This window comes from Streptomyces sp. NPDC020379, from assembly GCF_044387105.1.
Classification (GTDB): domain Bacteria; phylum Actinomycetota; class Actinomycetes; order Streptomycetales; family Streptomycetaceae; genus Streptomyces.
Genome location: NZ_JBIRVR010000001.1, coordinates 24,979 through 44,143 on the forward strand (window position 1 = coordinate 24,979; position 19,165 = coordinate 44,143).

The 19,165-nt window shown below is 72.6% G+C and carries 21 protein-coding genes; 10 read left to right on the forward strand and 11 right to left on the reverse strand.

Annotation, left to right across the window (positions count from 1 at the left end; all coding sequences use genetic code 11):
• Window positions 1–69 precede the first annotated feature (69 nt).
• The 3 genes from ACH427_RS00150 to tyrS all read left to right on the forward strand — a co-directional run bounded on the left by ACH427_RS00150 (window position 70) and on the right by tyrS (window position 4,723).
• The gene (locus tag ACH427_RS00150) at window positions 70–1,605 is read left to right on the forward strand and encodes a TldD/PmbA family protein (protein ID WP_398867071.1); all 1,536 of its coding nucleotides are present in this window, start codon (window positions 70–72) and stop codon (window positions 1,603–1,605) included.
• Window positions 1,606–1,773: 168 nt separating this feature from the next.
• Window positions 1,774–3,171 carry a metallopeptidase TldD-related protein gene (locus ACH427_RS00155; protein WP_398867072.1) on the forward strand — a complete coding sequence of 466 codons (1,398 nt, stop codon included), beginning with the start codon at window positions 1,774–1,776 and terminating at the stop codon, window positions 3,169–3,171.
• 139 nt (window positions 3,172–3,310) lie between these two features.
• A complete protein-coding gene (gene tyrS, locus ACH427_RS00160; RefSeq protein WP_398867073.1) occupies window positions 3,311–4,723 on the forward strand; it encodes a tyrosine--tRNA ligase in 1,413 nt (470 codons plus the stop codon).
• A gap of 57 nt (window positions 4,724–4,780) precedes the next feature.
• Here the strand turns inward: tyrS and ACH427_RS00165 are convergent, their stop codons facing one another.
• Window positions 4,781–5,059, reverse strand: coding sequence for a GlsB/YeaQ/YmgE family stress response membrane protein (locus tag ACH427_RS00165; protein ID WP_398867074.1), 279 nt, complete (start codon window positions 5,057–5,059; stop codon window positions 4,781–4,783).
• A gap of 93 nt (window positions 5,060–5,152) precedes the next feature.
• Between ACH427_RS00165 and ACH427_RS00170 the strand changes: the two genes are divergently transcribed.
• The gene (locus ACH427_RS00170; protein WP_398867075.1) at window positions 5,153–5,671 is read left to right on the forward strand and encodes a DUF3099 domain-containing protein; all 519 of its coding nucleotides are present in this window, start codon (window positions 5,153–5,155) and stop codon (window positions 5,669–5,671) included.
• Window positions 5,672–5,902: 231 nt separating this feature from the next.
• Window positions 5,903–6,127, forward strand: a complete 225-nt coding sequence (locus ACH427_RS00175) for a hypothetical protein (protein WP_398867076.1) — start codon at window positions 5,903–5,905, stop codon at window positions 6,125–6,127.
• On the opposite strand, the gene moaA is transcribed toward ACH427_RS00175, so the two are convergent.
• The 3 genes from moaA to ACH427_RS00190 all read right to left on the reverse strand — a co-directional run bounded on the left by moaA (window position 6,110) and on the right by ACH427_RS00190 (window position 9,148).
• Window positions 6,110–7,099, reverse strand: a complete 990-nt coding sequence (gene moaA, locus ACH427_RS00180) for a GTP 3',8-cyclase MoaA (RefSeq protein WP_398867077.1) — start codon at window positions 7,097–7,099, stop codon at window positions 6,110–6,112. The genes ACH427_RS00175 and moaA overlap by 18 nt on opposite strands.
• A gap of 148 nt (window positions 7,100–7,247) precedes the next feature.
• The gene (locus ACH427_RS00185) at window positions 7,248–8,864 is read right to left on the reverse strand and encodes a cation acetate symporter (protein WP_398867078.1); all 1,617 of its coding nucleotides are present in this window, start codon (window positions 8,862–8,864) and stop codon (window positions 7,248–7,250) included.
• Entirely contained in the window at window positions 8,861–9,148 is a 288-nt protein-coding gene (locus tag ACH427_RS00190) for a DUF485 domain-containing protein (RefSeq protein WP_398867475.1), read from the reverse strand. Before ACH427_RS00190 ends, ACH427_RS00185 begins: the two co-directional genes overlap by 4 nt.
• 322 nt (window positions 9,149–9,470) lie before the next feature.
• Here ACH427_RS00190 and ACH427_RS00195 point away from each other — a divergent pair, with 322 nt between their 5' ends.
• On the forward strand, window positions 9,471–9,611 hold the full coding sequence (locus ACH427_RS00195) for a hypothetical protein (protein WP_398867079.1): 141 nt from the start codon (window positions 9,471–9,473) through the stop codon (window positions 9,609–9,611).
• 151 nt (window positions 9,612–9,762) lie between these two features.
• Entirely contained in the window at window positions 9,763–11,268 is a 1,506-nt protein-coding gene (locus ACH427_RS00200) for a S8 family peptidase (protein ID WP_398867080.1), read from the forward strand.
• A 206-nt stretch (window positions 11,269–11,474) separates the two neighbouring features.
• Here the strand turns inward: ACH427_RS00200 and ACH427_RS00205 are convergent, their stop codons facing one another.
• Genes ACH427_RS00205 through ACH427_RS00215 form a run of 3 tightly spaced genes read right to left on the reverse strand, consistent with a single transcriptional unit; the run spans window position 11,475 to window position 14,137 of the window.
• Complete coding sequence (locus tag ACH427_RS00205) at window positions 11,475–12,533, reverse strand: zinc-dependent alcohol dehydrogenase family protein (RefSeq protein WP_398867081.1); 1,059 nt, start codon at window positions 12,531–12,533, stop codon at window positions 11,475–11,477.
• A gap of 33 nt (window positions 12,534–12,566) precedes the next feature.
• Window positions 12,567–13,247, reverse strand: coding sequence for a lysoplasmalogenase family protein (locus ACH427_RS00210; RefSeq protein WP_398867082.1), 681 nt, complete (start codon window positions 13,245–13,247; stop codon window positions 12,567–12,569).
• A complete protein-coding gene (locus ACH427_RS00215) occupies window positions 13,244–14,137 on the reverse strand; it encodes a sterol desaturase family protein (RefSeq protein ID WP_398867083.1) in 894 nt (297 codons plus the stop codon). The genes ACH427_RS00210 and ACH427_RS00215 overlap by 4 nt, the downstream gene beginning before the upstream one ends.
• A gap of 233 nt (window positions 14,138–14,370) precedes the next feature.
• Here ACH427_RS00215 and ACH427_RS00220 point away from each other — a divergent pair, with 233 nt between their 5' ends.
• From ACH427_RS00220 to ACH427_RS00230, 3 genes are read left to right on the forward strand one after another with little or no spacing between them, the layout of a single operon-like run.
• Complete coding sequence (locus ACH427_RS00220; protein WP_398867084.1) at window positions 14,371–15,363, forward strand: DEDDh family exonuclease; 993 nt, start codon at window positions 14,371–14,373, stop codon at window positions 15,361–15,363.
• Between the two features lie 46 nt (window positions 15,364–15,409).
• Window positions 15,410–16,228: an SURF1 family protein gene (locus ACH427_RS00225; RefSeq protein WP_398867085.1), complete on the forward strand. Its 819-nt coding sequence runs from the start codon at window positions 15,410–15,412 to the stop codon at window positions 16,226–16,228.
• 54 nt (window positions 16,229–16,282) lie between these two features.
• Window positions 16,283–17,032: an SDR family oxidoreductase gene (locus tag ACH427_RS00230; RefSeq protein ID WP_398867086.1), complete on the forward strand. Its 750-nt coding sequence runs from the start codon at window positions 16,283–16,285 to the stop codon at window positions 17,030–17,032.
• 319 nt (window positions 17,033–17,351) lie between these two features.
• Here the strand turns inward: ACH427_RS00230 and amaP are convergent, their stop codons facing one another.
• The 4 genes from amaP to ACH427_RS00250 are packed head-to-tail and all read right to left on the reverse strand — an operon-like array spanning window position 17,352 to window position 19,156.
• Complete coding sequence (gene amaP / locus ACH427_RS00235; protein WP_398867087.1) at window positions 17,352–17,948, reverse strand: alkaline shock response membrane anchor protein AmaP; 597 nt, start codon at window positions 17,946–17,948, stop codon at window positions 17,352–17,354.
• A gap of 7 nt (window positions 17,949–17,955) precedes the next feature.
• Window positions 17,956–18,570: a DUF6286 domain-containing protein gene (locus tag ACH427_RS00240; RefSeq protein ID WP_398867088.1), complete on the reverse strand. Its 615-nt coding sequence runs from the start codon at window positions 18,568–18,570 to the stop codon at window positions 17,956–17,958.
• Window positions 18,567–18,923: an Asp23/Gls24 family envelope stress response protein gene (locus ACH427_RS00245; RefSeq protein ID WP_398867089.1), complete on the reverse strand. Its 357-nt coding sequence runs from the start codon at window positions 18,921–18,923 to the stop codon at window positions 18,567–18,569. Before ACH427_RS00245 ends, ACH427_RS00240 begins: the two co-directional genes overlap by 4 nt.
• A 41-nt stretch (window positions 18,924–18,964) precedes the next feature.
• Window positions 18,965–19,156: a hypothetical protein gene (locus tag ACH427_RS00250; RefSeq protein ID WP_366008410.1), complete on the reverse strand. Its 192-nt coding sequence runs from the start codon at window positions 19,154–19,156 to the stop codon at window positions 18,965–18,967.
• Window positions 19,157–19,165 lie beyond the last annotated feature (9 nt).

Here is a 19,165-nt window from a genome sequence, read left to right on the forward strand (position 1 = left end):
AGCGGAAACGCGGTGCGTGGGCCACCCGGGAGGCGGCATGATTCACAGGACGACCTCCGGGAGGACCCTGTGCCCCGTTCCACGCCCCATTCCATCGACGAGTCATTCCTCGCGCTGCCGCTGCGGCCGCTCGCCGACGCCGCCCTCGCCCGCGCCCGCGCGCTCGGTGCCGAGCACGCCGACTTCCGTCTGGAGCGCGTGCGCAGCGCCTCCTGGCGGCTGCGCGACGCCCGGCCCGCGGGCTCGTCGGACGCCACCGACCTGGGCTACGCGGTGCGCGTGGTGCACGGCGGGAGCTGGGGGTTCGCCGCGGGCGTCGAGCTGACGATGGACGCGGCCGCGCGGGTGGCCGGGCAGGCCGTCGCGATGGCGAAGCTGTCGGCCAAGGTGATCGCGGCGGCCGGGTCCGACGAGCGGGTGGAGCTGGCGGACGAGCCGGTGCACGCGGACCGCACATGGGTCTCCTCGTACGAGATCAGCCCCTTCGAGGTGCCGGACGCCGAGAAGACCGCCCTGCTCGCGGAGTGGAGCAGCGGGCTGCTGGCCGCGGACGGGGTCTCGCACACCGAGGCCACGCTGATGACCGTGCAGGAGAACAAGTTCTACGCGGACTCGGCGGGCACCACGACCACCCAGCAGCGCGTCCGCGTGCACCCGCAGCTGACGGCGACCGCGGTGGACCCGGCGACCGGCGGCTTCGACACGATGCGCACCCTCGCGCCGCCCGTCGGCCGGGGCTGGGAGTACCTGACGGGCACCGGCTGGGACTGGGACGCGGAGCTGGCGGAGATGCCGGAGCTGCTGGCGGAGAAGATGCGCGCGCCGAGCGTCCGGCCCGGGGCGTACGACCTGGTGATCGACCCTTCCAACCTGTGGCTGACGATCCACGAGTCGATCGGCCACGCCACCGAGCTGGACCGGGCGCTGGGCTACGAGGCGGCGTACGCGGGCACGTCGTTCGCGACCTTCGACAAGCTGGGCAGCCTCCGCTACGGCTCGAAGATCATGAACGTGACGGGCGACCGGACAGCCGAGCACGGCCTGGCGACCATCGGCTACGACGACGAGGGCGTGGCGGCCCAGTCCTGGGACCTCGTCAAGGACGGCGTCCTGACCGGCTACCAGCTCGACCGCCGGATCGCGAAGCTCACGGGCTTCGAGCGGTCCAACGGCTGCGCGTTCGCCGACTCCCCCGCGCATGTGCCCGTGCAGCGGATGGCGAACGTCTCCCTCCAGCCGGCGCCCGACGGCCCCTCGACGGAGGAGCTGATCGCGGGCGTGGAGGACGGCATCTACATCGTGGGTGACCGGTCGTGGTCGATCGACATGCAGCGCTACAACTTCCAGTTCACCGGGCAGCGGGCGTACGCGATCCGCGGCGGCCGCCTCGACGGGCAGGTCAGGGACTTCGCCTACCAGGCGACGACGACGGACTTCTGGGGCTCTATGGCGGCGGTCGGCGGGCCGCGGACATATGTGCTGGGCGGCGCGTTCAACTGCGGCAAGGCCCAGCCGGGCCAGATCGCCGCGGTCTCCCACGGCTGCCCGTCCGCGCTCTTCAAGGGCGTCAACATCCTCAATACGACGCAGGAGGCGGGTCAGTGAGCGCGCACCACGGATCCGGCCGGGGGTCCGGGGGGCGCACCCCGGGCCAGCACAGTCTCAACACGACGCGGGAGGCGGGTCAGTGAGCGCGCACCACGGATCCGGCCGGGGGTCCGGGGGGCGCACCCCGGGCCAGCACAGTCTCAACACGACGCAGGAGGCAGGTCAGTGAGCCCTCGTAACCGGAACAAGCCGCACGAGATCGTCGAGCGCGCCCTGGAGCTGTCGCGTGCCGACGGCTGTGTCGTGATCGCGAGCGAGGACTCCACCGCCAATCTCCGCTGGGCGGGCAACGCGCTCACCACCAACGGCGTCACCCGCGGCCGCACCGTCACCGTGATCGCGACCGTCGACGGCGCCGAGGGCACGGCCTCCGGGGTCGTCTCCCGCTCGGCGGTGACCGCGGACGAGCTGGAGCCGCTGGTCCGGGCCGCCGAGGCGGCGGCCCGGGAGGCGGGCCCGGCCGAGGACGCCCAGCCGCTGGTGACGGGCGTCCCGCACTCCCCCGACTTCACCGACGCGCCCGCCGAGACCTCCCCCGCGGTCTTCGACGCCTTCGCGCCCGCGCTCGGCGAGTCCTTCGCCCGCGCCCGCGCCGAGGGCCGCGAGCTCTACGGCTTCGCCCTGCACCAGGTGGACTCCCACTACATGGGCTCCTCCGCCGGGCTGCGGCTCCGGCACGACCAGCCCACCGGCACCCTGGAGCTCAACGCCAAGTCCCCGGACCGCACGCGCTCCGCGTGGGCGGGCCGCGCCACGCGTGACTTCACGGACGTGGACCCGGCGGCGCTGGACGCCGAGCTGGCCCGGCGGCTCGCCTGGGCCCGTACGAAGATCGAGCTGCCCGCCGGTCGCTACGAGACGCTGCTCCCGCCGACCGCCGTCGCGGACCTGATGATCCACCAGACGTGGTCGGCGACGGCCCGGGAGGCGGCGGAGGGACGTACGGTCTTCTCCAAGGCCGGCGGCGGTACCCGGCTCGGGGAGAAGCTGACCGCGCTGCCGCTCTCACTGCGCAGCGACCCGGCCCACCCCGGCCTGCAGTGCGCGCCGTTCGTGCTCACGAGCAGCTCCGGCGAGGACTCCTCGGTCTTCGACAACGGGCTGCCGCTCGCCGCCACGGACTGGATCCGCGGGGGCGTGCTGGAGCGGCTGATCACGACCCGCCACACCGCCGGCCTGACGGACCTCCCCGTGGCCCCGGGCATCGACAACCTCATCCTGGACGGGGGCGGCGACCGCTCCCTGGACGAGATGGTGGCCGACACCGAGCGCGGTCTGCTGCTGACCTCCCTGTGGTACATCCGCGAGGTCGACCCGGCGTCGCTGCTGCTCACCGGGCTCACCCGGGACGGCGTCTATCTCGTGGAGAAGGGCGAGGTCGTCGGCGAGGTGAACAACTTCCGCTTCAACGAGTCCCCGGTCTCCGTGCTCTCCCGGGCGACGGAGGCGGGCCGCACCGAGCCGACGCTGCCCCGCGAGTGGGGCGACTACTTCAGCCGGGCGGCGATGCCCGCGCTGCGGGTGCCCGACTTCAACATGAGCTCGGTCAGCCAGGGGGTGTGAGCGCGGGCGGGGGTGGGACAGCCGGGGCGCGCCGCCGGGCCGAATAGACTGGGCGCGTCCGTCCACCCCCTCCCTCCCGTCCTCCGCTTCTCTCCTTCCTTCATCTCCTTCATCCGTCCTCTCGATCCCCAGGAACGTCATGACACGCCTCGGCGAATCCGTCGCCCGCGCCAGCGAGCTCCTCGCGCAGGACCTCTCCTCCGACCAGACCGTCCAGCGGCTGCTCACGGAGACGGGCTCGCGGCGCTATCTCGACCTGACGGATCTGTCGGCGAAGGAGCAGGCCGAGCTGATCGCGGCCCGTACGGTCGAGGTGCTGCCGGGCGTGGACAAGCTCGCCGCGCGCATCGACGAGCGCCGGGCCGCGGGCAAGGGCCTGAGCATCAAGCTGGGCATCGACCCGACCGGCACCGATGTGCACCTCGGCCATGCCGTGCCGATGATCATCCTCAACCGCTTCCAGCGCATGGGGCACGACGTCACCCTGCTGATCGGTGACTTCACCGCCAAGATCGGCGACCCGACGGGCCGTACGGCCGAGCGCCCGCCGCTCACCGACGACGACATCGCGCGGAACCTGGCCGGCTACCGCGAGCAGGTCCGGCCGTTCTTCGACTTCGAGAAGGTCAGGTTCCGCCAGAACAGCGAGTGGCTGGCGCCGTACACCTTCCCCGAGCTGCTGGGTCTGCTCTCGCAGGTGCCGGTCTCGCAGCTGCTCCAGCGCGAGGACTTCCGCACGCGGCTGGCCGCCGGTTCCGGTCTGACCATGTCGGAGCTGCTCTACCCGATCGCGCAGGGCCTGGACTCCGTGGCGCTGGACTGCGACGTGGAGCTGGGCGGCGCCGACCAGCTGCTCAACCTCCAGATGGGCCGCAAGCTCATGGAGCTGCGCGGTCAGCGCCCGCAGCTCGTGGTGACCATGCCGCTGATCGAGGGCACGGACGGCACCGGCGCGAAGATGTCCAAGTCCAAGGGCAACTACGTCGGTCTGACCGCGCCCGCCGACGATGTCTTCGGCAAGATCATGTCGGTGCCGGACCGGCTGATGGAGCCGTACCTCAAGGCGTGGACGGAGTGGTCCGACGAGGAGGTCGCGCTCGTCCTGGCCCGCGTGGCGGAGCGGTCGCTGCACCCGATGGACCTCAAGAAGGTCCTGGCGGGCGAGGTCGTGACCGCGCTGTACGGCGTCGAGGCGGCGATGGCGGCGCGGGCCGGCTTCATCGCGCAGTTCTCGAAGAAGAGCTTCACCGACGTCGAGAGCCTGCCGGTGGTGGAGCTCGGCGAGCACGGCGGCGAGGCGGCCACGACCGTGCTCAGCCAGGTGCTGGGCTTCCAGCCGAGCGCCTCCGCGGCGCGGCGGGTGGCGAAGCAGAACGGTCTGCGGCTGATCGTCGAGCACTCCGGCGGCCAGGAGGCGGTCGTGCTCCCGGAGTCCGAGGCGATCCGTCCGCTGGGCGAGGTCGTCGGGGAGGCCGTGGCGAAGCTCGGCACCGCGGCGTCCGGGGTGTATCTCAAGGCCGGCCGCAAGGTCGCGGAGATCCGCGGCCTGTAGGCCCCGGTCGCCAGCGAGCGCCGGGCGGGCCGGTTCATCCGGCCCGCCCGGCCTCCTTCATGCCCGGGCCTTGCGGTCGCCCCGCACCGCCACCCACAGGCGGTCCCCGACGCCGACCACCAGCACCGCTCCGGCCAGCTGGAGCAGATGACGGCCCCAGTCGATGCCCTTGGTGTCGTTGATGCCGAGGCCCGTGGCCGCCCAGTTGCCGAGCAGGCTGCCGATCATGCCGAGGATGATCGTCAGCCAGAGGGGGATCTGCTGCTTGCCCGGCAGGATCGCCTTGGCGATCAGGCCCAGCACCAGACCGACGATGATGGCCCACAACCAGCTCATGTCGCCTCCTCATGCGGCGCGATATGGCGTGCCCCGCCATTCTGGGGCCGCCCGGGGTACGGCGCATTTCGGACCGGCCCCTACGCCGCGTGCATGAGAGAGATGCAGGTCGGGGCGGGGGCCGGACGGGGTGCCCCGGTCTCGTACGCGGGCGGGGCGCGGCGTAACGTTGAATACGTCCTGGACGAATGGCACGTCCCGGCGGCGAGCGGGTGGTGGAACGTGATGCGGAAGCTGGGCGGGCCGGAGGTCATCAGGATCACCGGGGCCCGACGGGGTCTGGCCGAGGACGTGCGCGGCCGGCAGCGACGGTACGTCTTCTCGATGCTCGTCCGCACCCTCTCGGTGGTGCTGACCGTGGTGCTGTGGAACGTCGAGCGCTATGTGGCCATCGGCACCCTGATCCTGGGGGCGCTGCTCCCCTATGTCGCCGTCGTGATCGCCAACGCGGGCCGGGAGAACGCCCCTTCGCTGCCCGGCACCTTCGTCCCCGCGCCGACCCGGCCGGTGCTGATGCCCCCTCCCATGGCCGGTCCGGCGGAACCCGCGGCGGAAGCGGACCGCGGTGACGGCCGGCCGCTGTCCGGCGATCAAGGGCGTGACCACAACTGATGTGCGGGAGTGGGCTCGCGGGCCGGTGCACGCGCCGCCAAGCTCAAGAAAACCTCAGATCAATCATGTGGTTTCAGTGCCGCGCGCCGGTCACCCCGTGACATACTTCCTAAGCGCTCCGCATCCCCCGTCGGAGCGACAGACCGACGCCGGGCGGCTCCCCCCGTGGCTGCCCGGCGTCGCCGTGTCCAGGTGGCTCCCGGCCGCGCCGTGGCACGTAGAGTCTGGGGTGTGAACTCCCCCGATACCGCTGTGATCTGTTCCGCCAAGGGCTGCCGCGCCGATGCCGTGTGGGTGCTCGCGTGGAACAACCCCAAGCTGCACACGCCCGACCGGCGCAAGACGTGGCTCGCGTGCGACGAGCACCGTGAGCACCTGTCCAACTTCCTTGATCTGCGCGGCTTCCTCAAGGACGTGGTGCCCCTGCGGGAGTGGGAGTCAGCCGCCGATCGCTGACATGGGGCGCCGGGGCTGGAGGAAGGACGGGTCGTCCAGCCCCGAGCCCGCCTTCTTGCCCCACATCGCGCGCCGCCAGAACTCGGCTATCTCCTCGTCCGGCGCGCCGGAGCGCAGCACGCCCCGCAGATCGGACTCCTCGCGCGCGAACAGGCACGTACGGATCTGCCCGTCGGCCGTGAGCCGGGTGCGGTCGCAGGCCGCGCAGAAGGGGCGGGTGACGGAGGCGATCACTCCGACGCGGGCGGGCCCGCCGTCGACGACCCAGCGCTCGGCGGGTGCCGAGCCGCGCTCGGCGTCGTCCTCCGGGGTGAGGCGGAAGCGCGTGCGGAGGCTCGCGAGGATGTCCTCCGCGGTGATCATCCCCTCGCGTTTCCAGCCGTGTTGGGCGTCAAGGGGCATCTGCTCGATGAAGCGGAGCTCATAGCCACATCCGACGGCCCAGGCGAGGAGCTCGGGGGCCTCGTCGTCGTTGAGGCCGGGCATCAGGACGGCGTTGACCTTCACCGGCGTGAGGCCGGCCGCGCGGGCGGCGGCGAGGCCGTCGAGGACGTCCTGGTGCCGCTTGCGCCGGGTCAGCGCGTGGAAGACGTCGGGGCGCAGGGTGTCGAGGGAGACGTTGACGCGGTCGAGCCCGGCGGCCTTCAGGGCGCCGGCCGTGCGGGCGAGGCCGATGCCGTTGGTGGTGAGGGAGAGCCGGGGGCGCGGCAGGAGCTCCGCGCAGCGCTCGACGATGGAGACGAGGCCGGGCCGCAGCAGGGGTTCCCCGCCGGTGAAGCGGACCTCGGTGACACCGAGTGCCGTGACGGCCGTGCGCACGAGGCGGACGATCTCGTCGTCGGTGAGGAGGTCGGGCTTGGCGAGCCACTGGAGGCCCTCTTCGGGCATGCAGTAGGTGCACCGGAGGTTGCAGCGGTCGGTGAGGGAGACGCGCAGATCGGTGGCGGCGCGACCGTAGGTGTCGATGAGCACGGTTGCGGCCCCTCCCGCGGACTGGAACGGTATTCGTTCGGTGTTCCGCAGCGTACGCGATGCCACTGACGTTCAACAGTTCGTTGAACTCCGGGAGGCGGCGTACGGTCCCTGGCGGGACGAGGGGCCGTCGGGCGGGTCCAGGCCGTCAGTGCGCGCCGTATCCGGTGAGGGCGCGGACCTCCAGCTCCGCGTACTTCCCCGGGTCCGGCCGCTCCTTGGACAGCAGCGAGCCCAGCCAGCCGAGCAGGAAGCCCAGCGGGATTGAGACGAGGCCGGGGTTGCCGAGCGGGAAGTAGTCGAAGCTCATCCCGGGGAAGAGCGCCTTGGGGTTGCCCGAGACCACCGGCGAGATGATCACCAGGGTGACCGAGGAGACCAGGCCGCCATAGATCGACCACAGGGCGCCCTGCGTGGTGAAGCGCTTCCAGAAGAGGCTGTAGAGGATTGTGGGGAGGTTGGCGGACGCGGCGACGGCGAAGGCCAGGGCGACGAGCGCGGCCGCGTTGAGGCGGTGGGCGAAGATGCCGAGGACGATGGAGATCGCGCCGATGACGACGGCCGCGCACTTGGCGGTGAGGATCTCCTCCTTCTCGCTGGTGCGGCCCTTGCGGATGACGTTGGCCCACAGGTCGTGGGCGAAGGAGGCCGAGGAGGCGAGGGTCAGGCCCGCGACCACGGCGAGGATGGTCGCGAAGGCGACGGCCGAGATGACGGCGAGGAGGACCGCGCCGCCGGTGGATCCCGCGCCGCCGCCGATCTCCTGGGCGAGCAGCGGGGCCGCGGTGTTGCCGGACTCGTTGGACGCGATGATCGCCTTGGGGCCGACCAGGGCCGCGGCGCCGAAGCCCAGCGCGATGGTCATCAGATAGAAGGCGCCGATGATGCCGATGGCCCAGTTCACGGACTTCCGGGCGGCCTTGGCGGTGGGCACGGTGTAGAAGCGGATCAGGATGTGCGGGAGCCCGGCGGTGCCGAGGACGAGGGCGAGGCCGAGCGAGATGAAGTTCAGCTTGGAGGTGCCGTCCTTGCCGTACTGCAGGCCCGGCTCCAGGAACGCCTTGCCCTTGCCGCTCTCCTTGGCGGCCTCGCCGAGGAGGGTGGAGACGTTCCAGCCGAACTTGTTCAGCACCAGGACGGTGATGAGCAGCGTGCCCGCGATGAGCATGACCGCCTTGACGATCTGCACCCAGGTGGTGCCCTTCATGCCGCCGATGGTCACGTAGAGCACCATGACGAGGCCGACCAGGCCGATGATCCAGCGGCGCGAGCCCTCGCCGGTGGCGCCGAGGAGCAGGGCGACCAGGGCGCCCGCCCCGACCATCTGGGCCAGCAGGTAGAAGATCGAGACGACGATGGTGGAGGTGCCCGCGGCGGTGCGCACGGGCCGCTGCGCCAGGCGGTGGGCGAGCACGTCGGCCATGGTGAAGCGGCCGGAGTTGCGCAGCGGTTCGGCGACCAGCAGCAGGGCGACCAGCCAGGCGACGAGGAAGCCGATGGAGTAGAGGAAGCCGTCGTAGCCGAAGAGCGCGATGGCGCCGGCGATGCCGAGGAAGGACGCGGCGGACATGTAGTCACCGGAGATGGCCAGGCCGTTCTGGAAGCCGGTGAAGGAGCGGCCGCCCGCGTAGAAATCGGTGGCGTCCTTGGTCTGCCGGCCGGCCCAGACGGTGATGCCGAGGGTCGCGGCGACGAAGACCGAGAAGAGCGTGATGATCAGCGTGCGGTGGTCGCTTGCCGCGCCCGCGGCGAGAGTGAGGGTCATTCCCCGGCCTCCAGTCGCGTGCGCAGGGCCTCGGAGCGGGGGTCGAGCTTCTCGGCGGCGTGCCGGGAGTACCACCAGGCGATCAGGAAGGTGGTGAGGAACTGGGCGAGGCCGAAGACGAAGGCGATGTTGATGTTGCCGACGACCTGGGTGCCCATGAAGCCGCCCGCGTAGTTGGAGAGCAGCACGTAGAGCAGGTACCAGGTGATGAAGGCGATGGTGAGGGGGAAGGCGAACGAGCGCTGGGCGCGGCGCAGTTCACCGAATTCCGGGCTCGCCTGCATCGCGAGATAGGGGTCGGGCTCGGCGGAGGCGACGGCGAGGTCGGGACTGCCGGGCTCTTCCGGTTCCTGGGCGGTGGTGGGTGCGGTATCCACGGTCTCTCCTGATGGGGGTGACACGAAGGCGCGAACCGTTGGCCTGTGATCTGGATCACGCATCGTAGAGGCAGGTCGAAGTATGCGACAGGGGGAGCGTCGGCAAATTCGGGGCGGGCGGGCGCGCGGTGCGACACCGGCCGCCCGCACCCTCGTTGACCCTGGTGTGAGCGATGAGCCACTTCCTCCCCCGCGGCCCCCGGGCCGACGACCGTTCGGGATCGTCAGGTTGACGGCCCCCATAGCGGCGGTGCCGACCGGGCGGTCGGCCACGGTCCCGCGCGCGGGCCGCTGGTACGGGCCGCGGGTGCCGCTGCCTCCGCTGAGCTATGACGGGCTGCGCGACCCGAGCCTGCCGCCCCCGCCCTGACGGAGCGTCATATGCCGTCGGAGAGCGGCATCATCAGGGCGTTGTGCGGGCGGTTCATTGCCCGGGGCCGGGGTCGGCGCTAGCTTCACTCGTCATGTACCCGTCCGTGCGCGGCAGGCGCACGGCGGTTTTCGGATGATGTGGAGACCCCATGGCCCACCCGCGTTCCAGACGTCACCGCCTGCTGGCCCTCCCCGCCGGGCTCGCCCTCACCGCCTCGCTCGGCTTCCTCCCCGGCACGGCCTCGGCCGCCCCACCGTCGAGGACCCCCGTCACCACGGACGGGCCCGTGCTGTCGTACGTCGTCAACACCACCGCCGACCGGGCCACCGTCGCCCGGGTGCGCAAGGCGGTCACCACGGCCGGGGGCAGCGTGCTGACCTCCTACGAGCGCATCGGCGTGATCGTCGCCCACTCCGCGAACCCCGGCTTCGCCGCGGCACTTCGGGCCGTACCGGGCGTGCGGTCCGCGGGCGCCACCCGCACCGCGCCGATCGTCCCGGCCGCCACCACCGATGTCGGCCCGCCCGAGAAGGTCCAGGCCCCGAAGAGCAACGCCCTGAGCGCCTCCCGCTCGCTCGCCTCCGGCAAGGAGCCCCTGGAGGGCCTCCAGTGGGACCTGCCCGCCATCAAGGCGGACGAGGCGGCGAAGGTCGACGGCGGCAGCCGGAAGGTCACCGTCGGGGTCATCGACACCGGCGTGGACGACACCCACCCCGACCTCGCCCCCAACTTCTCCAGGAGCCAGTCCGCGAGCTGCGTCACCGGCAAGGCCGACACCAGCCCCGGCGCCTGGCGCCCCTCCGACCCGGCGAAGGACTACCACGGCACGCACGTGGCGGGCACGATAGCCGCCGCCCGCAACGGCATCGGCGTGGCCGGCGTCGCGCCGGGCGTGCGGGTCTCGGCCATCAAGGTCTCGCAGCCGAAGACCAGTTCCTTCTACGCGGAGAGCGTGGTCTGCGCGTTCGTCTTCGCCGCGGAGCACGGCATCGCGGTGACGAACAACAGCTATTACGTCGACCCGTGGATGTTCAACTGCACGGACGATCCCGACCAGAAGGCCATAGCCGAGTCCATCGGCCGCGCCACGAAGTACGCCGAGAGCAAGGGCACGGTCAACGTCGCCTCCGCGGGCAACTCGGGCTTCGACCTGGCGGCCAAGGAGCTCACCGACGCGTCCAGCCCCAACGACGCCACGTCACCGCTGACCCGCAAGATCGACCCCTCGGTCTGCCTCGACGTCCCCGCGCAGCTCCCCGGTGTCGTCACGGTCGCCGCGACCGGCGCGAAGTCGGCCAAGGCGTACTACTCCAACTACGGCCTGGGCCAGATCGACGTGGCGGCCCCCGGTGGTGACAAGTACCAGCTGCCCGAACTGCCCGGAAAGGACGGCCGCATCCTCTCCACGCTGCCCGGCGGCGACTACGGCTTCCTCCAGGGCACGTCGATGGCCGGTCCGCACGTGGCGGGCGTGGCAGCGCTGCTGAAGAGCACGCACCCCCGGTCGACGCCGCAGGAGATCCAGTGGATCCTCAAGGCACAGGCGCACAACCCCGGCTGCGGGGCCGCTGACGCGGGCTGCGCGGGTACGCCGCGGGTGAACGGCTTCTACGGCTACGGCATCGTCGACGCGCTCGCCGCGGTCCAGGACTGATCCCCGGGCCGGTCCGTCCCCGGCCGCGTCCGATGTGCGGCTCCGCCGCGTGAGAGGCCGCGCCCGGACCCCGCGACACGGCTCCGCCGCGTTGTCCGCGAACTCCCTTGGCTGCCTCCCCCGGACTCGGTCCGGGGGAGGCAGCAGCGCAACAGCCGGGGGCCGGGGCAGGCCCCGGAAGGCCGGTCACCCCACAGCGGGCAGCGTCACGGCTTGATCAGGACCTTCAGGGCCGTACGGTCCTCCATCGCGCGGTAGCCGTCCGGCACGCCGTCGAGGTCCACCGTCAGATCGAAGACCGGGGACGGGTCGATCGTGCCGTCCAGGACGTCCGGGAGCAGCTCGGGGATGTAGCTGCGGACGGGCGCGACGCCGCCGCGGACGGCGATGTTGTTGTCGAACATCAGCCGGAGGTCGAGGCCGCCGCCGCTGCCGTGCGGGACGCCGACGTAACCGACGGCCCCGCCGGGCCGGGTGATGCCCAGCGCCGTCCGCATCGACTGCTCGGTGCCGACCGCCTCGATCACGGCGTGCGCGCCCTGGCCGCGCGTCAGCTCCCGTACCGCGGCCACCGCCGCCTCGCCGCGCTCCGCGACCACGTCGGTGGCGCCGAACTTCCGCGCGATGGCCGTCCGCGCCTCGTGCCGGCCGAGCGCGATGATCCGCTCCGCGCCGAGCCGCTTGGCGGCCAGCACCCCGCAGAGGCCGACCGCGCCGTCACCGACCACGGCGACCGTGGCCCCGGGGCGCACGCCCGCGCCCAGCGCCGCGTGGTGGCCGGTGCCCATCACATCCGACAGCGTGAGGACCGCGTCCAGCAGCCGGCTGTCGCCGTACGGGGTGTCGGGGGCCAGTCCGGCGGGGATCCGGACCAGCGTGGCCTCGGCGAACGGCACGCGGACCGCCTCGCCCTGGCCGCCGTCGGAGCCCGGCGCGCCCCAGAAGCCGCCGTGCTCGCAGGAGGTCGTCAGCCCCTCGACGCAGAAGTCGCACACGCCGTCCGACCACATGAAGGGCGCCACGACGAGCTCCCCGGCCTTGAGCGAGGTCACCTCGGACCCGGTCTCCATGACCATGCCGAGGAACTCGTGGCCGATGCGCTGCCCGGGCTCCCGGGCCGCCTCACCGCGGTAGGCCCACAGGTCGCTGCCGCAGATGCAGGCCCGCATCACCCGCACGATCGCGTCCCCGGGCCGCTGGATCCGGGGGTCCGGGACGTCCTCGACCCGGATGTCGTGGGGAGCGTGGATGGTCGTCGCGCGCATGGTGCTCGTCCTTGCCGGCTCAAGTCGTGGTGCTCAGGAGGTCGTACGCATCTCACGGTACGCGGGAGCCTCCCGCGACGCGGACGCGGGCACCGCCCTCAGGAGCCCCTCCGCCAGCAGGAACTGCGCGGCGAGGTAGGTCAGCATGACCCAGAACTGGGGCACGGGCGCCTGTGGCCAGTCGGCCAGGCCGGTGGCGAGGAGCGTGTCCGACAGCAGGAACAGCAGCCCGCCCGCCGCGGCCGCCGCGCGGGCGCGGGTCGCGCCGAGCGCCATCGCGGTCAGCAGCAGGCTGTAGAGCGCGACGGGGATCCGCAGCCGCGCCTCCAGATCGGGCCACAGCAGCGCCACCGTGCCGAGCCAGGCCGCGCCGTACGCACCGGCCAGCGCGTACGTCCGCCCGCCGCGCGGGTTCCCGTGCCGGGCCCAGAGCGCGAGGTAGCAGACGTGCCCGGCGGCGAAGGACGCCATGCCGAGCAGGAAGACGGTGTCACCGCCGACGCCCAGCAGGGTGTCACCACCGCAGCCGAACAGCAGCGCCGCGGCGAGGAGCCGCGGCCCGCCGCGCGCGAGCACGGCCGCGGCGAGGAGCGGCATGAGCGCGGGCTTGGTGAGGGACGCGACGACGGAACCGGCGAGCAGCGCGCAGAGATGGGCGGCGGCGACGGCGAAGAAGGCGGCCTGGAGCGCGCGGGCTCCGCGGCCGCCGCTCACGCGGCCCGCTCGTGGGCGCGGGCCGGCGTCCCGGACGGCCGCTCGGACACGGCCGGCTCCGGCTGCCAGCCGGGCCCCGCGAACACCCGCCCGGCCCGCTCCCGCCAGCTCCTCGCGGCCCGCAGGTCGCGCAGGATGGCCGCGTATTCGTGGGTGGCCACGCGCAGCGGGTTGTAGGTGTCGATGTTCTTGGTCAGCCCGTAGACCGGGGGTTCGGCCTCCGGCACGAAGGAGCCGAAGAGCCGGTCCCAGACGATGAGGATGCCGCCGAAGTTGCGGTCGAGATAGCCGCCTTGCGAGGCGTGGTGCACACGGTGGTGGGAGGCCGTGTTGAGGACGTACTCGAAGGGCCGCGGCAGCTTCCGTACGCGCTCGGTGTGCACCCAGAACTGATAGACGAGGTTGGCCGACGAGCAGAACGCCAGCGCCGCCGGGTGCACTCCTAGCGCGATCATCGGCAGGTAGAACGGCCACACGGTGAGCGTGGTCCACGGCTGGCGCAGCGCGGTGGTGAGGTTGAACTTCCGGCTGGAGTGGTGCACCACGTGGCACGCCCAGAGGATCCGCACGACGTGGTGCCCGCGGTGGGACCAGTAGTAGAAGAAGTCCTGGACGAGCAGCATCAGCGGCAGCGTCCACCAGAGCACGGGCACGCGCAGCGGGGTGAGCTCGTAGAGGGCGGTGTAGACGGCGACGATCGGGATCTTCCACAGCGCGTCGAAGACGAGGCTGCCGAGCCCCATGCCGACGCTGGTGACCGCGTCCTTGGCCTCGTACCCCGCGGCTCCGCTCTCCTCGGCCGGGTGCAGGCGATAGCTCACCAACTCCAGCGCGGTGAGCAGGAGGAAGGCGGGTATGGACCACAGCACGACATCGGGAAGGTGCGGCATGGCCGCACGATAAACGCGCCGCCGGGCGGGGCGCTAGGGGTTGTTACCCACGGGTTACTCCTGACTGTTACCGGGGGTTCCGCCGGCCGGGAAGGGCGGGGGTGGGGCGAGCGGCCCTCAGCACTCGCCAACTCTCTTCCGGGTGACCCAAATCACCCTCGCGACTCCCAACCCGCCCCATTCCCGCCCCACTCCACCCACGCTGTCAGTGCGGCCCCGTATTCTCTGTGACCATGCTCGTAGACCCTGCCGCCGACGAATCGCCGACCCCGTGGCCGGCCGCGTATCCCGAGGGGTATGCGGTCGTCGACGTGGAGACCACCGGGCTCGCCCGTGACGACCGGATAGTGTCGGCCGCCGTCTATCAGCTGGACGGGCGGGGGCAGGTGGAGGACCAGTGGTACACGCTGGTCAACCCGCAGCGCGATCCCGGGCCGGTGTGGATCCACGGGCTCACGACCGAAGTCCTCGCGGACGCGCCGCTCTTCCCGGAGATCGCCGACGAGCTGGCGAAGCGGCTGGACGGACGGGTGCTCGTCGCGCACAACGCCGCGTTCGACTGGTCGATGCTCGCCCGGGAGTACGCGCGGGCGAAGGTCACCGCTCCCGTGCGGCAGCGGCTGTGCACCATCGCGCTCTCCAAGGAGCTGGGGCTGCCGCTGCCCAATCACAAGCTGGAGTCGCTCGCCGCGCACTACGGCGTCGTGCAGCAGCGCGCCCACCACGCCCTCGACGACGCGCGCGTGCTCGCCGAGACCTTCCGCCCGAGCCTGGAGCTCGCCGCCGAGACCGGGTTGCGGCTGCCGCTGCTGGCCTGCCAGCCGCTGACCGAGTGGTCCGACGCGCCCGCCCCCACGCGCTCCGCCGGCATCGGCTACCAGCCTTCGTACCGCTCCGGCACCTGGCGGGCCAGCCGCAAGCGCCCGGCGTGCCCGTATCCCAACCCCGGCAGGTACAAAGAGGGCGAACAGCTCATTCAGGGCATGCGGGTGGCGATCTCGGGTGACACCTCCATCGACCGCGAGCTGCTGGAGGACCGGGCCATCGAGGCGGGGCTGCACATCGCCACCAGCGTGTCCCGGCTGACCAGCCTGCTGGTGACCAATGACCCCGGCTCGCCCACCTCCAAGACCGCCAAGGCGCGTTCCTTCGGCACCCCGGTGATCGACGAGGCGGCGTTCATGCAGCTCCTGCTGCATGTGGTCCCGGCGCGCGAGAGCAAATAAGCACCCGATGCCCGGGGGGCGAACCCCGCCAGGTACCGTCAAATGCGTGTACCGCTTCCTGCTGTCCCGGCAGTGGGTGATCCTCACACTCGTGGGGCTCGTCCTCATCCCGGTGATGATCAAACTGGGCTTCTGGCAGTTCCACCGCCATGAGAACCGGGTCGCGCACAACGACCTGGTGGCCCGCAGCCTGGCCGCCGAGCCGGTCCCCGTCACCGAGCTGACGAAGCCCGGCCGGCCCGTGCCGGGCGACGACGTATGGCGGCGGGTCACGGCCCACGGGACGTACGACGCCAAGGGCGAGGTCGTGGTCCGGCAGCGGACCGACAAGGACGGGCAGCGGCAGGGCTACTACGTCCTCACCCCCCTGGTGACCGACGCCGGACAGACGCTCATCGTCAACCGCGGGTGGATCCCGGCGGGTGACGACCTGACGAAGTTCCCCCCCGTCCCCGCGCCGCCGTCCGGCAAGGTCTCCGTCACGGGCCGCCTCAAGGCCGACGAGACGGACTCCAGCGGCATCAAGAACACCAGGGGCCTGCCGCCCCGCCAGGTCATGCGCATCAACAGCCAGACCCAGGCGCAGGCCCTCGGCCGGCCGGTGCTCGGCGGCTACGTCGAGCTCACCGCCCCCGACCCGGGCGACAAGGGCCCCCAGCTCGTGCCCGAGCCCGACCACGACAGCATCGGGCCGCACATGGCCTACGCCGTGCAGTGGTGGCTGTTCTCCGCGTTCGTGCCCGTCGGCTGGGTGATCCTGGTCCGCCGCGAGCGCAAGGACCGGGACGCGGAGGCCGCCAAGGCCGCGCAGTCGGCGGACGGCCCGGACCCCGAGGCGGCCCGGACGGCGACCGCCGCCGAGTAGTCACCTCTCGCCCCGCCCTCGCCCTTCCGGGGCCCCGCAGGGCAGACTGAGCGCATGGATCTTGGACTGCAGGACCGGGTGTACGTACTCACCGGCGCGAGCCGCGGCCTGGGCAACGCCACGGCCCGGGAACTCGTCGCCGACGGTGCGAAGGTGGTGATCACCGGGCGGGACGAGAAGTCCGTGACGGCCGCCGCGGAGGAACTGGGGCCCCGCGCGCTCGGCGTCGCCGCGGACAACGCGGACCCCGGGGCCGCCGCCCGCCTCATCGCCACCGCGCGCGAGCGGTTCGGCCGCTTCGACGGCATCCTCATCAGCGTGGGCGGCCCGCCGCCCGGGTCCGCGGCGGACAACACCGACGAGCAGTGGCGGGCCGCCTTCGAATCCGTCTTCCTCGGCGCCGTCCGCACGGCCCGCACGGCCGCGGCCGAACTCTCCGACGGCGGCGTGATCGGCTTCGTCCTCTCCGGCTCGGTCCGCACCCCCATCCCCGGCCTGACCATCTCCAACGGCCTCCGCCCGGGCCTCGCCGGCTTCGCCAAGTCCCTCTCCCAGGAGGTGGGCCCGCGCGGCATCCGCGTGATCGGCTTGCTCCCCGGGCGCGTCGAGACGGACCGCGTGCGTGAACTCGACGCGCTCTCGGGTGATGCGGAAGGTGTGCGGGCGGCCAGTGAGGCGACGATTCCGCTGCGGCGGTACGGGGCGCCGGAGGAGTTCGGGAGGGCGGCGGCGTTTCTGCTGTCGCCTGCGGCGTCGTATGTGACGGGGGCGATGATTCCGGTGGATGGCGGCGTGCTTCCTTAGCAGGCCGCTGCCCCTTTCATCTGGGTGCGGGTGCGTTTGCCGCCTGCGGCGGGAGCGCCCTTGGGGGCCCCCGGACGAAGTCTGGGGGGCGTCCTCAAACGCCGGACGGGCTGAATTGCGCACCCACATCAGCCGAATCCAGCCCGTGGGGGTGCCAGCCGGGGGAGTTCGAGGACAACGCGGCGAAGCCGTGTCGCTGGGTCTGGGGCGCGGCCCCCACGCGGCGGAGCCGCACATCAGACGCGGCCGCGAAGGGGCGGGACCGGGGAAACAGGCCGCCGCAGCCGGAGGGCCGGGGCACGCGCCCCGGCTCGTCCCCCTACTCCACCCGCTCAGCCCGGTGCCGCACCGCCCCCAAGCGGATCCGCGCCGGCAGCCGTTCCAGGCCCGTCGAAGCGCGCGCATGCGCCAGCACCTCGTCGTCCAGCGCGAGCAGCGCCGCCGACGGTGACGCGTGAGGAGCGAGGGTCAGGGAGACCGTCGCCTCCGGTGCCGAGCGGCGGCCGGAGAGGAGGACCAGGGCCCGGTCGACGCCGGGCAGGGACTCCGCCTCCGCGGCGAGCGCCTCCTCCAGCGCCCGGCCGCGTACGACCGCCGCCTCACCCCCGCCGCTGTCCACCAGCACCTCGCGCAGCCGGCGCCGCCGCAGCTGCGCCAGCAGCCACCACAGGGCCAGCAGTACCACCACGCCCAGCACGGCGATCACCGCGGGCCACCACCAGCCCTCCCCCCGCCACTTCCGCCGCGCGGACTCGCCGAGCAGCACGTCGTGCGGCCCGTCGAAGGGCCAGGCGGACGGCAGGGAGAAGTGCCAGTGCCGTTGCAGGTCCAGGGAGCCGACGAGCACGGCGGCGCCGAGGGCGACGAGCACGACCCCGGCCAGCCCCACCAGCACCCGGTTGACGGTCCTCAACACCGCGGGTTCACCTCTTCACCGGTCGTCGCACGTGCACCGAGAGCCCGGGGCTCCGGGCGAGGCCCAACTGACGTACGCCGTCGGCCAGTACGGTGCCGAGGTCCTCGCGTACGTCGTCCAGGTCGCGGAAGTGGGAGACGGCGCGGGCCCGCACCCGGCGGCGGCCGACGTCGACGCGTACGGACTGCACGCCGGAGATCTCCATCGCGCGGTCCCGGAGCGCCAGCGCCGCCGCCCGGCGGTCGAGCCCGGCCCGCACGTCAGGGGTGCCGCGGCGCATGGGCAGCACGCCGCGCAGGCCCGGGGTGGCGGCGAGCGCGATCAGCCACAGCCCGGCGAGCACGGCGACGGCCGCGCAGGCGACGACCCAGGCGTTCCCGAGCTGCCGGGTGGCCAGCTCGTGGGCGAGCCGCCGGCGCCAGCCCATCGCGGGGCGGTGGGCGCGGACGGCGGCCACGTCGTAGAGGAAGAGCCCGGCGGCGGCCAGCACCACCGCGGCGACCAGCGCGGCGGGCAGCCGCCGGGTGGACCAGAACCGTCCGGCGCGGGCGGCGTCGCCTTGTGCCTCCGCGGCTTCGACCGCCGGCGCGCTGCCCTCGGTGCCGAGTCCGTCCCCGCTCACAGCACCCTCTCCCGCCCCGCGCGCCGCGTGTGCGCCGAGTGCAGCCGCTCGACGGTGACGGCCACCTCGGGCACGTCCATGCCCGCCAGCTCCCCCAGCCGCTCGGCGATCCGGCGGCGTACCGCACCGCACTGCGCGCGGATGTCCGAGGGATAGCCGAGCTCCACCGAGACCCGTACGCGCGCGGAGTCGTCGCGCACGGCCACCGTGGCGTACGGCGGCCTGCGGTCCTCCCCCTCCGGGTCCTTTGCCCCCGGTCCCGTGCCGTGCAGCGCCTCGCGCGCCGCCTGCGAAGCGATCTTCGCGACGACGCGGTCGGCGATATGGGTCGCACCGCGCTCAGCAGCTTCCACCACGTGTCCTCACCGCACCCCTCGCCCGGTCCACGGGCCCCTCACCGCCGCCGGTCGTCCCGCTCCCGCGAACGGAAGAGGTCGCCGGGGTCCAGATCGCCGTCCAGGAAGCGGCCCACCACGAAACCGATCGCGCCCAGGGCCGCCACCAGAAGGAACGCCCCGAACCCACCGAAGTACCCGGCGAATGCGAGCGCCATGCCGGCGATCATGCCCACCACGGCCATGCTCATCGTGCGCTC